This window comes from Microbacterium sp. (genome assembly GCF_052099035.1).
Classification (GTDB): Bacteria; Actinomycetota; Actinomycetes; order Actinomycetales; family Microbacteriaceae; genus Microbacterium.
This window is the reverse complement of the sequence record NZ_JBQDSX010000064.1, coordinates 1-15104: the sequence shown is the minus strand read 5'-3', so window position 1 is coordinate 15104 and position 15104 is coordinate 1. Positions and strand designations below refer to the sequence as shown.

The 15104-nt window shown below is 68.0% G+C and carries 11 protein-coding genes; 4 read left to right on the top strand and 7 right to left on the bottom strand.

What is annotated here, in order from left to right; all coding sequences use genetic code 11:
• Nucleotides 1-111: 111 nt before the first annotated feature.
• The 6 genes from ACTIAO_RS14565 to ACTIAO_RS14540 form a co-directional block, all read right to left on the bottom strand.
• Nucleotides 112-612, bottom strand: coding sequence for a GNAT family N-acetyltransferase (locus ACTIAO_RS14565; RefSeq protein WP_441906919.1), 501 nt, complete (start codon nucleotides 610-612; stop codon nucleotides 112-114).
• Nucleotides 613-661: 49 nt separating this feature from the next.
• Nucleotides 662-4132: a MobF family relaxase gene (gene mobF / locus ACTIAO_RS14560; protein WP_441906918.1), complete on the bottom strand. Its 3471-nt coding sequence runs from the start codon at nucleotides 4130-4132 to the stop codon at nucleotides 662-664.
• Between the two features lie 227 nt (nucleotides 4133-4359).
• Nucleotides 4360-5364, bottom strand: a complete 1005-nt coding sequence (locus ACTIAO_RS14555; protein ID WP_441906917.1) for a FecCD family ABC transporter permease — start codon at nucleotides 5362-5364, stop codon at nucleotides 4360-4362.
• Nucleotides 5361-6371, bottom strand: a complete 1011-nt coding sequence (locus ACTIAO_RS14550) for a FecCD family ABC transporter permease (protein ID WP_441906916.1) — start codon at nucleotides 6369-6371, stop codon at nucleotides 5361-5363. Before ACTIAO_RS14550 ends, ACTIAO_RS14555 begins: the two co-directional genes overlap by 4 nt.
• Nucleotides 6368-7387, bottom strand: coding sequence for an ABC transporter substrate-binding protein (locus tag ACTIAO_RS14545; RefSeq protein WP_441906915.1), 1020 nt, complete (start codon nucleotides 7385-7387; stop codon nucleotides 6368-6370). The genes ACTIAO_RS14550 and ACTIAO_RS14545 overlap by 4 nt, the downstream gene beginning before the upstream one ends.
• A gap of 34 nt (nucleotides 7388-7421) precedes the next feature.
• Nucleotides 7422-8033 (bottom strand): TetR/AcrR family transcriptional regulator, encoded by a 612-nt coding sequence (locus ACTIAO_RS14540; RefSeq protein WP_441906914.1) that lies wholly within the window; start codon nucleotides 8031-8033, stop codon nucleotides 7422-7424.
• 41 nt (nucleotides 8034-8074) lie between these two features.
• Here ACTIAO_RS14540 and ACTIAO_RS14535 point away from each other — a divergent pair, with 41 nt between their 5' ends.
• From ACTIAO_RS14535 to ACTIAO_RS14520, 4 genes are all read left to right on the top strand, one after another.
• Entirely contained in the window at nucleotides 8075-9682 is a 1608-nt protein-coding gene (locus ACTIAO_RS14535) for an ATP-binding cassette domain-containing protein (RefSeq protein WP_441906913.1), read from the top strand.
• Nucleotides 9679-11274: an ATP-binding cassette domain-containing protein gene (locus ACTIAO_RS14530; RefSeq protein WP_441906912.1), complete on the top strand. Its 1596-nt coding sequence runs from the start codon at nucleotides 9679-9681 to the stop codon at nucleotides 11272-11274. The genes ACTIAO_RS14535 and ACTIAO_RS14530 overlap by 4 nt, the downstream gene beginning before the upstream one ends.
• Nucleotides 11271-12149: a siderophore-interacting protein gene (locus tag ACTIAO_RS14525; RefSeq protein ID WP_441906911.1), complete on the top strand. Its 879-nt coding sequence runs from the start codon at nucleotides 11271-11273 to the stop codon at nucleotides 12147-12149. Before ACTIAO_RS14530 ends, ACTIAO_RS14525 begins: the two co-directional genes overlap by 4 nt.
• 103 nt (nucleotides 12150-12252) lie before the next feature.
• Nucleotides 12253-13107: an exopolyphosphatase gene (locus ACTIAO_RS14520; RefSeq protein WP_441906910.1), complete on the top strand. Its 855-nt coding sequence runs from the start codon at nucleotides 12253-12255 to the stop codon at nucleotides 13105-13107.
• Between the two features lie 310 nt (nucleotides 13108-13417).
• Here the strand turns inward: ACTIAO_RS14520 and ACTIAO_RS14515 are convergent, their stop codons facing one another.
• Nucleotides 13418-14992: a recombinase family protein gene (locus tag ACTIAO_RS14515; RefSeq protein ID WP_441906909.1), complete on the bottom strand. Its 1575-nt coding sequence runs from the start codon at nucleotides 14990-14992 to the stop codon at nucleotides 13418-13420.
• Nucleotides 14993-15104: the final 112 nt, after the last annotated feature.

The following is a 15104-nucleotide window of genomic DNA, read 5'->3' as shown; positions in this document are numbered from 1 at the left end:
TCGGCAAGCTTCGTCATGTCTGGGTATGCCGCGTAATCAAACCCGATTAGGCATAGCCGAGGTGCCCCAAACGCACTCACCCGTGATTGTGCGCGTGTGCGCGGTTCCAGTCTATCGGAGGGTCTTGGCGAGGTGGACGAGTTGGTAGTCGCCCACTGATGTTCTACCGGTCTCGTGGTAGCCGTGGCGAGCGTAGAGGCGGAGATTGGCGATGCTGTGCTCGCCGGTGAACAGCCGTATCTCGCTTGCCTCGGGATACACGGTCTCGGCGTGGAGAAGGAGTCGGGTGCCGATGCCTTGGCCCTGACGGTCGGGGGCGACGATGAGCCGCCCGAGTTCGGCCGCGTTCTCTGAGCGGTGCACGCGGACGGCTCCGATGAGTCGTCCATCGTCATGGATGCCGAGCGCGGTCACGGTGGAGTCGGCCAGTTCCTCTGCGAGTTCTGCGAGGGTCTGCGTCAACGGCGGGAGGTCGAAGTCGTTGTGTGCAGTGGCTTCGGTGAGGTACGCGGCACGCTGAAGCGTAAGAATCTCACCCGCGTCATCGAGACCGAGCACGGCGACGACGGAAGAGTCCGGATTGTCAGGGGTCGTCGCGCGGGTAGTGCTCATGCCCCCATTCTACGAAGCATGGCTGCGTTGGTGAGGGGTCTGCCGCTGATTACCTCCCCAAACCTCGCCCGTCGCGGCGCGGGTCACGGTGGTGGGGGTCGCGCTCGAATGGGTCGCGGAGTTGCCGCGCCCGCTCTGCCGCTCGCTGACGGGTTTGCTCCTGCTCGGCGCGTTTGGCCTCGATGCGTCGGGCTGCTTCGCCTACGGGCAGGCTGCGGAGTTCGTCGGCTTCGGCGTGGGTCGCGGCCGCTCGCGTGCGAGCCTGTGCCGCTTGGCGGTGTGGATTGGTGACGCGCACGCGCACTGGCTCGCGGCGCACTCGTTCGGCTCCGTACTCACTGACCAGTAGCGCGCGGTGCTCTCGTTCGTGCTGCTGCCGCGTTGCTGCGCGTTCGGCTTGTGCTGCCTCGACGTGCTGGGCGGCGTCAATCACGCGCGGGTCGGTCTCGGCCTGCCGCGCTGCGGCCGGGGTCGCCCACGCGGGCAGTGCGTCGAGGGTGCGGGGCGGCTCGCCCCAGGACTCGCGCACCTGTACCCGTCGGGTCTGGGCCTGCTCGGTCGCGGCCCGGTACTCGGTACGGGCTTTGCGCTTGCCGAACCTGCCAGCGCTGGCGAGCCGTCCACGGGTGGCAGTCTCGTGCTCGACGGCGGCGAGGTAGGCGGCCCCATCCTGCTCGGCCTGGACGGTGAGCGGCCCGGTGACCTCGGTGCGGACCTGTGCGGCGGCTTCCTCGGCCTTGCGGAGCACGGCGGCGCTCTCGTCATCCTCGATCCGATGCGCGGCACGTTGGGCGTCGAGGCGGGCGGCGATCTGCTCCCACCGTTCCGCTGCTTGTTCGGCCCGCTCGGTCTCGTGGTCAAGGCGGGCGAGTTCTTCGGTGACGAGCCTAACGGGGCCGTCTGCGATGAGGCCGCGCACGGCTTCTTGCGCGGCGCGGGTGGCCTGGTCGAGGCCCCGGTCTGCCGAGTCGCGTTCCATCGCCTCGATGAACTGCGCCCGCGCGTCGGCCATATCCGCGGCCACGACATGCAGCCGGTTCGTCTCACGGCCTCTCGTCATGCCGACGTACACACCTGCGGCGCTGGTCACCTCACTCAACAGGGTGTGCGAGTTGTTGACGGTTGTGCCTTGGACGCCGTAGGCGGTCGCTGCGTAGGACAGATGCGCATGCTCTGCCACGTACTCGGTAGGCAGGGTGACGGTGCGGGGGTTCTTGCGGCCGCTGGCGGCTTCGCGGGCGTAGACGGTGCCGTCGTCGGTGACGTGTTGGACGACCCACTGCTGCCGGTTCGCCACACCCAAAGTGGTGTCGTTCCTGCGGGTCTGGATCAGGTCACCAGCCCCGATAGGCAGGCCGTCGCTTCCCGTGACCGTCGTGGTGTCGTCGACCTCACCTCGCTCGACCCGTCCGGCCCGGATGCGCTCGTTCACCGCAGCGGCCTCGTCGTTGGTCGCCACCGTGATGGCTTCGCCGTCACGGGCTTGGTCGGTGATGCGGTCGCGGGCGGCTCCCTCGTCTGCGTGCAGCGTGACGAGACCCATAACCGCGAGACGGTCGAACACCTCGCCGGGCTTGGTACGGTCACGCATCCGCAACGTGAGCGCCGCGAACTCGGCATCGGAGAACCTGTGCAACTCGGTCATGTCGTAGGTGCGGCCCCTGATCTGCGCGGCCATGTCGAGCACACCGCCACGACCGACAGCGGGGAGTTGAGCGCGGTCGCCCACGAGCGCGACCGTCGCCCCAGCCTCGGCAGTCACCGTGAGGAGGGCGCGAGCGGTGTCTTGGCCGAGCATCCCGGCCTCGTCCACGATCACGCGCATGCCCCGCGCGAGCCGCGCGTCTTCGCGCGGGCCGGTGTAGGTGCGCCCGTTCTCGGGGTCGGTATCGCCAGGGGCGAGGCGTGTCCATACGCCGTCGCTGTTCCACCGCCACCCGTGCGCATGCACGAGCGTCGCAACGCTCGTTGCGGGCACCCCGAGTTCTTCATGCGCGACCTGCGCCGCGCGCAGCGTCGGCGCAACCACCCGCGACGCACGCCCGTGCTCGGCAGCGACGGTGATCGCGGTGCGCAGCATCGTCGTCTTCCCACTCCCCGCCGCACCCTCCACGATCACCAAAGGGTCGGTCGAGGCAACCGCCGCAGCCGCGAGGGTCTGTCCTTCATCGAGTCCAGCCGTTCGCGCGGCTTCGGTCACGTCGGGATGATCCGGCTCCCGATCCGGCGTCGCGGCGGCGAGCTGGTCGCGCAGCGCGGTCTCGGCAGCAACCACGCTCAGGCTAATCAGGTGCGCGACATGCTCCGGCGTCGGCGCGCCTGGCGGCAAGACTGAGAGGCAGTCCGAGACGGCAAGCTCGGTCGCCAGGGTGATGAACTCCCGCAACTCGGCGGACGTCGCCTGCACGCCTGCCTCAGTGGTGATGCGGGTGACGTGCTCCTGGATCGTGTGCCGCGTCCACGCCGACGAGTCTGCGGCGCTCCGGTCGAGCGCGCGCGATGCAACCTCCTGCACGGCCAGGTCATCTACCGAGACCGCCCGTTGCGCGGGTCGTCGCTGCTGTAGGGCGGGGTTGTATCCGGCGTCGCGGAGTTCTTGCACCCACCATTGCTCGTTCTTGAGGTAGGCGGGCTTCTTGCCGGGGCGCTGGTGCGTCCACGCGATGCGCTGCAACCGGGCCGTCATCACCGGGCCCAGCACTTCACCCGGATGCAGCGCTTCCCATTCGGCTTCGAGCCGGTCAAGGTTCCGTCTGATCTGCGCCGACCGCTTCGACATCACCCCGTTGAACGGCTCCAATTCCGCTACTTCACCGGAGGCGGGATCGAGCGTCAGGCCGTGTTCTTCGAGGGTCTGGGCGAGGTGCGGGTGCGCGGCGATGATCGCGGTGCCGAGAGCGCGGATCGCGCCCTGCTGCTTGAACAACGCCGCAGTATCGAGCGCCCGCCACTTCCCAGCCGCCCACACCCGAGTACCGATCTGCATATGGATATGCCGGTGCGGATCACCAGCCCGCGATGTCTTGTGCCGGATACCGACGACCTGCATCCGCTCGATGGGAATGATTTCACGGGCGTCACGCGGGCCGACCCGCGTCACAGAGTGCTGACCGAGCCAACGCCGTATCTCGGCCAGGGCATCCTGCTGCGCTGCATCGAGGGCATCGGAGACTTCCGGGTGGAGGGCAGCCGCGACGGACAGACTCTTGGGGGCGTTGATCGTCATCTCCGCGAACAACGGCGAACCCTTCGTACCCACCGCTGCCGCGCGCGGGGTGCCCATCTGCTCGCCCGTGACCGGATCGCGCCAGTCCACCCACCCCTCATACTCGTCGGCAGTCAGGGATCGAGTATCGGTGGCTTCGCCCGTGTTGTCGAGCACCGCGTAGTCGGCTACGGCGTCATCCGCGCCGAGGTAATACTCGTCGGCGCGGGAGCGGTCGGCCTCGACATATCTGCGCGCGGCAGAACCGCTGCCGCGGAACAGGATCACCCCGCCCTTCACCTCGGCCTCCCTCATGAGTCGTCTCATGAGGGAGGTGCGCACGCCCCACCCACGGTGGCATACGTGCATCACTGTTTTGTTTGTGCTGTCTCAGGACATCGGTGCGGCAGGCCCTGACACATAACTGTGTAGATGGCGAAGGCTATGCGGTCTTTCGAGAGGCCCTGTTGTCCCCAGTAGTGCATGCCGTCTGGGAGGCATCGTCTCGTAGTGTGCCGATTCTCCGGCGAGTTCGAGACTGATCACTGACGTCGCAGCAGGATCGAGAGTGTGAGGTAGAGGCCGCCGAGGGTGACGGTGATCGCGCCGACGGGGAGCTGGGTTGGTGCGAAGGCGTGGGCGGCGATCCAGTCGGCGGCGGCGAGCAGGATCGCGCCGGAGACGGTGGCGGCGAGGATCGGTCGTTCGCGTGGGAGCAGGATCTTCGCGATGTGCGGGGCGGCGAGGGCGATGAACATGATCGGTCCGGCAACTGCGGTGGTGGTGGCGGTGAAAAGAACCGCGGAGACGACGAGTGTTGTTCTCGCGCGTGGCACTCGCAGGCCGAGTGCTGTCGCGAGGTCGTCGCCGAGGGCGAGGATGCGAAGTGTCGGGAGAACGGCGGAGGTGGCGATTGCGATGACGGCCAGGGTTGTGAGGGCGGGCCAGGCCTGCGCCCAGCGCATGTTGTCCAGGGTGCCGGCGGCCCAGATGGATCCGGTTGTGGCGGTGGCGGTGTCGGTGCGGTAGAGCAGCCAGGTGTTGACTGCGGTGAGCAGGGCGCTGATGGCGATCCCGGTGAGAATGAGGCCGCGGCCGCCGCTTCCGGTGGGACGGGTGAGGGTGAGTACGAGGAGAGCTGTCACGAGCCCGCCGACGATGGAGGCCACCGCGAGAGCGAGAAACCCGCTTGCCGGTAGGAGGAGCAGCGTGAGGAGAACACCGGTGTAGGCGCCGGTGTTGAAGCCGATCATGTCGGGGCTGCCGAGCGGGTTGCGGGTGAGGGATTGGAAGATCGCGCCGGCTGTGCCGAGGGCTGCGCCGAATGCGAGGGCGGTGAGCGCGCGCGGCAGCCGCCAAGACAGGACGACGGTCGTCGTGAAGTCGTCGGCGCGCCCGAGGAGCGCGTCGAGCACCTCCTGCGGTGTCAGCGGCAGGTCCCCAGAATCGAGCGAGGCGAGAATCAGACCGGCAAGTGCGAGGAACGCGACGGCCCACCGCCATGCGGTCCGATCACCGGGTCCGAAGTCGATCGGGCGTCGCCTCATCGGCGTCTCCGGAGGAGAACGAGCATCGCCAGCGCCCCGAGGGCTGCGCAGACGACCCCGACGGGGATCTCTCCCGGCCAGAGGATGATGCGGGACAGGATGTCGGCGGTGAGGACCAGGCCGGCGCCTGCGAACGCGGATACGAGCAGGAGGGGTGCGGTGCGGGGGCCGGTGAAGGGCCGGACGATGTGCGGCATCATGAGGCCGATGAATCCGATGGGCCCGGCGATCGCGGTGGCGGCGCCGACGAGGCACACGGCCGCGAGCCCTGTGCCGGCCCGGGTGGCCAGGGGGTGTGAGCCGAGGCCGCGGGCGAGGTCGTCGCCGAGAGCGAGCGCGTCCATCGGACGGACCAGCAGAAGGGCGATCAGAGCGCCGGCAACCAGTATCGGGAGTGAGAGGGCGATGACCTCGCGATCGGGGCTTGCGAGCGATCCGGCGGACCAGGCTCGCATCGCGTCGAGAGCGCGGGGGTTCAGCAGGGTGATGGCCGACTGGATGCCGGAGATGGTCATGCTGAACGCGACTCCGGCGAGGATTAGCCGAGAACCGTCCGCACGCCCCCGGAGGCCGAGGATGAGCACGACCGTGGTGACCGCTGCGGCACCGAGGATCGCGGAGGCTGCGATCCCGAGGGCGGAGCGGAGTCCGAGCCAGCTCATACCGATCGTCACCGCGAACGCGGCCCCGGATCCGACTCCGAGCAGTCCCGGGTCTGCGAGGGGGTTCCGGGTCATCGCCTGCATGAGCGCCCCGGCCCAGGCCAGTGCAGCACCGACGAGCAGCCCGGCGAGGGTGCGCGGCAGACGTACCTCGCCGACGAGGGTGCTCACCTCCTCCGATCCTCGCCCGCTGACGAGCGCCATGATCTCGGCGGGGCCAATAGGTCGGGAGCCGATCAGTACGCTGGCGGAGGCGAGCATGCCGACCAGGATGACTGCGATGAGCACCGCTGCGAGGAGGCGTGGCCAGCGGGCAGGCCTCGCCTCCTCGAGCGGGCGGGTCACGTCGCGGGAATGAGTTCGAGGCCAGATCGCAGCTCCTCAAGCAGCCACGGCACGGCCGCGACATTGGGGTCCTGCAAGGCTGTCGCGGCCTCGAGGCCGACGGGGACGTACCGCTGCTGCATGATCGGCTGCTGGGACACGATCGGGTCGGACTCGAACTTCTGCTGCAGAGCGTCGGACTGGTACGTCATGAACAGCACGCCGGCGTCGTTGAACAGCGGGGCCTGCTCGAAGCTTACGTCGATCGAGCCGGGCACGGAGCCCTGCCCGCCGAGTTCCGTGATCGCAGGAAGGGAGACGAGCCCGAGCTGCTGCATGAACCGGGCGGTGACGTTCTCCTTATCGACCAGGAACACGACCACGCCATCGCGGGCCTGCCCGTACAGGAAGGTGCCGCCGTCGAGGTTCGGCAGCTCATCCTTGGTCTTCGCGATGGCGTCGTCCGCCTGCCGGATCAGTTGCTCGGCGGCCTCGGGATCACCGAGGGCCTGCCCCACGCGTGCGGCGGATTCCTCGCTGGTGGCCTGGTAGAGGCCTTCCTCGTAGGTGACGACGGGTGCGATGTCGCTGAGCTGCTGGTACATGGCCTCGTCCAGGGTGAACGCGGCGGTGGCGAGGATGAGGTCGGGCATGGCGGAAGCGACCTGCTCGACGTTGATGCTCATCGGGTTCACCCAGGTCGTGTCCTCAGGGAGCGGGTCGACGTACGGCAGATTCTTCTCGTCGCCTGCTCCGGCGACGGAGGTGAACGATTCGGGTGCGAGCACCACCTCCGCACCCATCGCCGACGCCAGCGCCACGTCAGCGTAACCGAGGGCAGCGATCCGTTCGGGCTTCTCCTTGATCGTGACGTCGCCGTAGGCGTTGTGCAGGGTCACCGGGAATGCGCCACCACTGGGCGCGGATCCGTCCGTGGAAGGTGCCGTAGGCCCGGAGGCGCAGCCGGCGAGCAGCAGCGCGCCGGCCAGCACGGCAGCCATCGCGGAGGCGGGACGGGGGCGAACCACTCTTGGCATGGGTTTTCTCGTTTCTCTGGTGGGGTCTCGGGTATCAAGCACTTGGCAGGATGCGTGCGGCGGCTTCGAACACACGCGCCGGGGTCTGCGCCCCGTCGAGTTCCTGCCAGCGCGGCGCCAGTTCCGTGACGATGGGGAGCAGCGGGCGGGCTCCAGCGCGTTCGGGGAGGACGCTCGGGCGGTCCCGCTTGGCGCAGGTGATGGTGGCCTGCCCGAGGATCGTCGCGAACATGGTGCGGTAGAACACGAACGCTGCCTCGTCATCGAGCCCGGCTCGGCGGGCGCAGGAGAGGAATCCTTCCGGGAACCGGAGGCCGGCCGGGCTCGCGAGCCTGCCGGTGGAGACCAGGCGAATCATCCACGAGTGCTCGACGAGGAAGCCGTGCAGACAGAGGGCGAGATCGACCGAGCCCTGCACGGGATCGTGCGCGGAGGGAGGGAAGGCGATGGTCTCGGAGACGCGCTCGACCAAGGCGAGCAGCAGTGCGTCGCGATCCACGAAGTGGTGATACAGCGCCATTGGGGTCACGCCCAGCGTCGTGGCGAGGGAGCGCATCGATAGCGCTGCCTCGCCCTCGGACCGCACGATGGCGAGAGCTTCGTCCACGATCTTCGTGGGATCGAGTTTGCTCACAATGTCATCCATCCTTTCTTAGGTCACCCTAACTATACGCGTATAGTTAGGGTGTGACAACCAAGACACCTCTCCTCGACCCGGCCGTCCTGCGACTGCTGCGTCCCTTCCTCCCGGTACTGGCCGTTGCAGCGGCCGGCACAACGCTCTCGGGTCTGTGCGGCCTGGCCGCGATATGGCAGATCGTGCACCTGACCGACGCCCCGGCCCCCGCATGGGTGGGTTGGGCCTGCGGCGCCTGGCTGTGCGCGGCGCTCCTGGCTGCGGGCGCGTCGTGGCTCGCGCACGCTGTCGAGGGGCGGTTCGAGGCGCGTGTGCGGCGCGAGGTGGCCGGTCGCCTGCTCCGGCTGCCGGCCGATCGCTTGGCCGCTTACCCGACGGATCGTTCGCGTCGGCTCCTCTCCGAGGATGTTGCCGCGCTGCACCACATGATCGCCCACCTCCCCGCGGAGGCAGCCACCCTCGTCGCGGTCCCCGTGTGCGCCGTGATCCTGATGCTGACACTCGCCGGGCCCGCATCCCTGCTCACCCTCATCCCGGGGGCGCTTGCCGGGGCGGCCTACCTCACGGTGATCCCGCGGCTCTCGGCGAAACACGGCGCCGAGCGGGGCCGGGTGATGGGCGAGATCACGACCGCGGTCGACGACTACGCCCGTGGTATCCATGTCTTCCGCAGCTACGGCGCAGCGGACGGCGCCCTCGCGGACTACACGGATGCCGCGCGGCGCTTCACCACCGGCATGCTCACCTGGGTACGACGCGTCGCCACCCCCGCCGCGGTCGCCGTCGGCCTGCTGCAATCGGCCACAAGTTACGCCATCGCCTACGCGGTCGGCTCCGAATGGGAACCCGCCATGCTCGCGGCAATCCTCCTGCTGGGTCTGGCTCTTGTCACGCCCGCGCTCCGGCTTGGACACGGCCTCGACTACGTCACCGCAGGGCGAACGGCGGCCTCACGCATCGGAGGACTCCTCGCCGAATCCACACTGCCACACGGCAGCGCGAATGCGGTCGATGGGCCGGCGGACATTCTGGCGGACGAGATCGTGGTCTCGGCGGACGGCCGGAAGATCCTCGACGGACTCGCCCTGACCGCGCCAGCGTCCGCGGTAACGGCAATCACGGGTCCAAGCGGTGCGGGAAAGAGCACCCTCCTTCGCGTGCTCGCGGGCCTCCAGCCGCCCGCGAGCGGCATCGTCAGGGTCGGGGGAACCGACGTGTCAGCGTTTTCCGAAGAGGCACGGCCGGAGGCGGTACTACTGATCCCGCAGGGCGGAGACGTGCTCCCAGCAAGCATCCGTGAAAACCTTCGCCTGGCCGCCCCCGACGCCGACGACGCGACTCTGACGGCTGCCCTCGCTCGCGCCCAGCTCGATCTCCCCCTCCATACGGACGCTGCCCTGCTGTCCGGTGGCGAGCGCCAGCGCGTCTCGCTTACCCGCGCGTTCCTCGCGCAGGCGGGCGTGATCCTGCTCGACGAGCCCACGAGCGCCCTCGACGACGCGACAGCCACTCGTTTCTGGGACGAGCTCGAAGAGCTCGCCCGGACTGACGGGAAGACCATCGCGGCGGTCACCCACGATCCGCGCCTCGCCCTTCGAGCCAACCATATCTTCAGGCTCGCGCCGGCGGCCACCCCTGCGGAAGGAGACAACCGATGAATCGCAGCACCTCGGCACCCGAGCAGGTGCGGCCGGGCTTTCCGGCCGCGGCGAGACGGCGGATGGCATGGATCGGCGCCGGCTGGGTACTCGCGGCCCTCGCCGAAGCCACCGCCTACACGGTCCTTGCCGTCGCGATCCGCGACCGGGGCGGCGTCCTGCCCGTGCTCGCCGCGGCGGCCGTGTCGCTGGTCGCCACCGTGCTGGTCTCCCGCACCGGGTACCTGGGCGGCGCGCGGTTGGCCGGCGACCTCTATGCCCAGCTCGGCCGATCCCTTTCCACTGCGAAGTTGTCATGGTTCACGGCCGAGAGACGTGCGCTCGTGACCACCGTTGCCGGACGCAGCATACCGGCGCTCATGGGTGTGCCCGCCCATCAGCTGCAGACGTTGATCTGCGCACCGCTTGTCCCCGTGCTCATGGTCGCTGCGGTCGGGTTCGTGTCAGGTGCTCGAGAGGCAGGCGTACTCGCACTCCTGCTGCTGGCCGCCCTCGCCGCGCAGATGCTCGCGCAACGTCACCTGCAACGCGCCGACGCCGAGCGCCATCGCATCGAGCAGGAGTCGACGCGCGCGACGATGGAATTCGTCGAACACCTAGAACTGATCCGCACCGCCGCCGGCCCTCGAGGTCTCGTCCGCGCAGATGAAGCATGGACACGACAGGAACAGGCGATGGCGCACACCAACCGGGCCGCGGCGCCCGCAACCCTCGTGTCCTCTCTCGCATCGGTCATGCCCGTTGCCGGGATGCTGATCCTGCTCGCCGCGTCCGGACAGCTCGCGACCCCGCTGGCAGCCCTCGCGTTGCTGGTGCTCACCATGCGGGCTTCCGCCCCGATCGACGAACTCGCCCTCGCCGGCATCAGCCTCAACGAGGTACGCTCACACAGCTCGGCCTACCATTCGGCCGCGACGGCGCCGAGCCTGCCCGCCCCCGCTGGCCCCGTTCCTCCGGCAGGTTCTGAGATCGAACTTCGCGACGTCGCGCATCCGCCCGCGCTCCGCGCGATCACCGCGACCATTCCCGTAGGGACACGCGTCCACGTCGCCGGATCCAGCGGTGTGGGCAAGAGCACCCTCCTCGGACTGTTGCAGCGCTTCGACGACCCCGCCGCGGGCGCTGTCACTCTTGGCGGCGTCTCGCTCTCCGCACTCGAGGAGACGGAGATCACTGCAAGAATCGCTTACGTCCCCCAGGACCCCGTCGTGCTCACCGGCACGCTTGCCGAGAACATCAGACTCGGCCGCCCCGGAGCCTCCGACGACGAGACCCTTCACGCAGCCGAGCGCGCCCAACTGCGCGAGGTGATCGCTCGCCACCCGCTTGGCATCCATCAGCACCTCGGCATTCACGGGCAGTCACTCTCCGGAGGTGAACGTCAACGCGTCGCGATCGCACGCGCTCTCCTCAAGAACGCGCCGGTGCTCGTGCTCGACGAGGCCACCTCCGCCCTCGACAAGAACACAGAAGAGCGGATCGCCGACGCCCTCGCCGACCTCGATGCGACTCTCGTCTTCGTCACACACCGCGACCCCGCCATCTGGCACCCCGACCGCACCATCACTCTGGAAGGACCACAGCCGGCATGACCACCATCCGACACCGCATCCGCGAACTCACTCAGCAGAACATGCGTCCCGTCTCCACCAGCGCCGAGATCACCAGCATCCGCAGCATCACCCCCAGCTACACCCGCGTCACCCTCACCTCCGCAGACCTGGCCGACTACAAGCCCACGCTGCCTGCAGACGGCATCAAAATCGCCGTACCCGGAAAGGACGGCGCGCCCGAGATGCGAGCAATGACCGTCTCACACCGGCTCGCACCCGACACGATCGAGATCGACGTCCTCACACACATGGGCGGCATCCTCGCCCCCTGGCTCATTCATGCCCGCCCAGGAGACCAAATCGGCGTGCACACGGTGCGACGCGAATGGGCGTGCGGTGACGACATCACCGAACACCTCCTCATCGCTGACGCCAGCGCACTCCCCGCAGCGGCCGCGATCCTCCGGGGCGTCCCGGAACAGCACCGAGTCCATGCCTGGCTTCACATGCCGGAATCTGACGATAGCGTGCTCATCCCGAGCCACCCCCGCCTCCAACTGCATCTCCGCAGAGGTGACGCGTGGACCCCGACGGAACTCCGCGACGAACTCGATAAAGCACTCCCCACGATCCCCCTCAAGAATGGAGTGCAGACCTGGCTCGCTGCCGAAGCCTCGACCGTCGCGGAGACACGCCGATGCCTCATTCGGCACGGACAACCTCGGGACCACCTGTTCGCCGCCGCCTACTGGAAGCACGGCCGCAACAGCACAACACGCGACGAACATATCCTGCACGCCTATGCAGAGGCGATGACGCGAAACATCGACCTCGCTGACCCCGACTCGCGCGCCGTGACAGAGATGCTCGCGGACGAAATAGAGGCCGATCCCGAGGCCCCCTCCACCCCTTAGCGCGCTGTTCGGGCCTTTCCGGCGGGAACCTGTCTGATCGCGATGGGGCTGAACGCCCAGCGGTGGGTCCCGGTGTCGCACCTCCCTTCTGGGAGGCGTCACCGTGGACGAACACACCTCACCCGACCTCAATGGAGCTGCGGGAACGGCTGGCTCAACCAGCAGCAGTTTCGAGAGCCCAGAAGGCCTACGCACCTTGCTCACCCGATTACACGACGACGGGCCGGGCGCGTGGCGGGGCGACCGTGAAGCGGCAGAACTCATGCGATACACGGCGGTCAAATACCGTCCGCTCGCCCGGAAGCACGGACTGGACGCCTGGGAGATAGCGTCTGCGGCGTTCGAGGTGATGCTTGCCCCTGCGACACGGAACGCGGGCAACCCGTGGGCCGTGGTCACCCGAGCCGTGCAGATCACCTGCCACGCGGAGACTCGTGCCGCCGGAATACTAACCTCTGCAAGCAAGGTGCGACATACCGCCCGGATCATCGGGTTCCATGATGCTGTGCGGTTCGCCGAGCGGGAGCGGTTGGCCGACTATCACCCCGCGTTCGCGCACGACCCCGATACCGACGACACGGACGAGAGCGAGCCTGAGACGCGAGTCGCTGCGCTGCTATCTGCGACGGTCGCGCTGTTCGCTTCTGTGGGATGGGATGCTGCGCTGGTCGCCAATTGTGTGGAGCAAGTGGCCTACCGACTTGCCGATCTATCCTCCCGGCAGCGTGGGGTCGAAGTGCTGCGCCGTGACCGCACAGTCCCGGTGGCGCTCGGTCTGCCGCCCCGATCGTGGTCCGCGCTGTTGCGGATCGTGCTCGGGCATCCCGACCCGAAACACGCGGGCACCCTTGTCGGCGACGGTGTTCTACTGCGACTACTGAGCGGCGAATCACTCGAGGCTTTGCGGGGCGACGACGCTCTCACGGAGACGATCCGTGCCGCCAACCCTGACAAATAGCTCTCCCATGATCTGGGGGTGGGGCGCCGCACCTACCGGTATGAGCACCCACACCGTCCAATCCGCCCCTACCCCTACTGTCCCCACTCCGTCGCCTGCTGCCACCCTTGGCGCGCGCCTTGCTGAGGCGTCACGCCGCACACAGGGCTTCACTGCCATCGTGGACGATCCTGCTGTTCTGGCCGAGTTGCGCGGACTCTGCACCGCGCCCCGCCCGGTCAAGAGTGCCGACCCTGAGAGACGTGAAGGCCCCGCACCCTGAAGCGTTGCGCCAGTCAGGGACGCGGGGCCACTCCCACTTGACGTGGGGCTATGCGCGCCAGATGAACTCGACCCGGCTCGCCAGAATCTCAGCGCGGTACGCGGTACGGCGCACATGGAACGCTTCGACGCTCTCGTTACGACGACGAGCCGGGGTCGCGCCGTTCACCCCCTCCGGCAGCGCATGAACCAGCACCGCTTGAAGGATCAGGCTCGTCGCCTGGTACTGCCACATCGGGGTACGCCCCTCCCACTCCGCCGCGACGGTGGTTACGTCGATACTCGGCCCCACATGATGGTCAGGAAGGGTGGCGGTGTATTCGCGGCGGGTGCGCTCGATCCGCTCCGCGATCCGGGAGCGCTGCCGAACCCACATAGCCTTGTCGATCAACCCGTCATAGTGATCGTCATCGAGCTGCGCCAGGCGCTCCCGATCCGCGTCGAGCGTCGCCGCTAGCCCAACCCGCGCCGCAGGATCACCGCGAGATGATTGGCGTTTGGTGGGGTCGAGGGTGATCTGCTCGAACGTCGCCAGCACCGCCTCCTCGATGAGCTTCGATATTTCAGAAGAGCGGATCGACCGGTGACATCCACCGCGCGTAGCTTGCACGCATTGGTAGACGGGGCCGCGGTGAATCATCGTCGTCCCGCACCCAGAGCAACGGATCAGCCCTGAGAACGGGTACAGCCGTACCGCGGTGCCGGCGCCGGGTTGGTGGAAGTTCCGGGCTTTCTTCCTGGCGTCGAGCACGTCGGAGACTTGCTGCCAGGTGTCCTCGTCAACAATCGCAGGCCACGCCGCCTGCACCTGCATCTTCGAGGTCTTTGCGCGGCTCCCGTCCGGCATCACCGGGCGGTACTCGCGGACTCCCTTGTTGGAAGGGTTGCGGAGCATCAGTTTCAGCGTCCGATCCGACCAGGCGCACCCGTGCGTGGTGAGGATGCCGCGCTCGTTCCAGTCCTTGCGAATCTGGTACAGCGAGTCACCGGCGAGCACTCGCTGGAACGCCTCGACCACCAGCGGCCCAGTCACCGGGTCGATGACGAGGACTCCGTTCTCGGCGCGGTATCCGAATGGCACCCGGCCCCCATGCCAGGTACCCTCGATGGCCTGCTGCTTCGCTGCCCGCGCAACGCGCCGAGCGGTGTCAGCGGATGACTTGTTCGCTATAGCCACCAGCACACGGGCCATCGCCACATCAGAATCCGTGTCGAGGCGCAGGGAACCCGTCACCGAGCGGACGCTGAACCCGCCGAGTACCTTCGCGTCGATGAGGTCTTCCAAATCGCGCGGGTCGCGCACCGCGCGATCCAGGTCGTAGGCGATCATCACCTGCGACTGCCCATCGGTGAGGGGTGTCAGCATCGCACGGAACTGTGGACGGATCACCCGCCGCACCCGCTCACCCGACGGCAACGTGATCGTGCGCTGCTTGAACGCCGATGTGTCATTCTCACGAAACACCGCGGTGACTTCCCAGCCGTGAGCTGCGGCGTAGGCGCGGCAGTCGGCCTCCTGCCGATCCACGCCACGTTCCGTACCCTCGGGGTCGTCACTGATCCTGACGTACACCACCGCCCGCAGCGGTTCGTTGGTCTGTTCCTGTTGCTCGTTGTAGCCCATGTCCCTGCCCCACCTTCCTACTCGTGTGAGAGGTAGGTGCGTTTACAGCACCTCGGCTACCCGAGTTCGACATGCTCGCTGACGTACACGGCAGGGAGTGCGATTGTTGTGC

What these genes read in the sequence shown, in the direction of transcription:
- ACTIAO_RS14530 (WP_441906912.1), top strand. Translation starts at nt 9,679, where the DNA reads ATGAATCGCAGCACCTCGGCACCCGAGCAGGTGCGGCCGGGCTTTCCG.
- ACTIAO_RS14545 (WP_441906915.1), bottom strand. Translation starts at nt 7,387, where the DNA reads ATGCCAAGAGTGGTTCGCCCCCGTCCCGCCTCCGCGATGGCTGCCGTG.
- ACTIAO_RS14515 (WP_441906909.1), bottom strand. Translation starts at nt 14,992, where the DNA reads ATGGGCTACAACGAGCAACAGGAACAGACCAACGAACCGCTGCGGGCG.
- ACTIAO_RS14565 (WP_441906919.1), bottom strand. Translation starts at nt 612, where the DNA reads ATGAGCACTACCCGCGCGACGACCCCTGACAATCCGGACTCTTCCGTC.
- ACTIAO_RS14525 (WP_441906911.1), top strand. Translation starts at nt 11,271, where the DNA reads ATGACCACCATCCGACACCGCATCCGCGAACTCACTCAGCAGAACATG.
- ACTIAO_RS14540 (WP_441906914.1), bottom strand. Translation starts at nt 8,033, where the DNA reads ATGGATGACATTGTGAGCAAACTCGATCCCACGAAGATCGTGGACGAA.
- mobF (WP_441906918.1), bottom strand. Translation starts at nt 4,132, where the DNA reads ATGAGGGAGGCCGAGGTGAAGGGCGGGGTGATCCTGTTCCGCGGCAGC.
- ACTIAO_RS14555 (WP_441906917.1), bottom strand. Translation starts at nt 5,364, where the DNA reads ATGAGGCGACGCCCGATCGACTTCGGACCCGGTGATCGGACCGCATGG.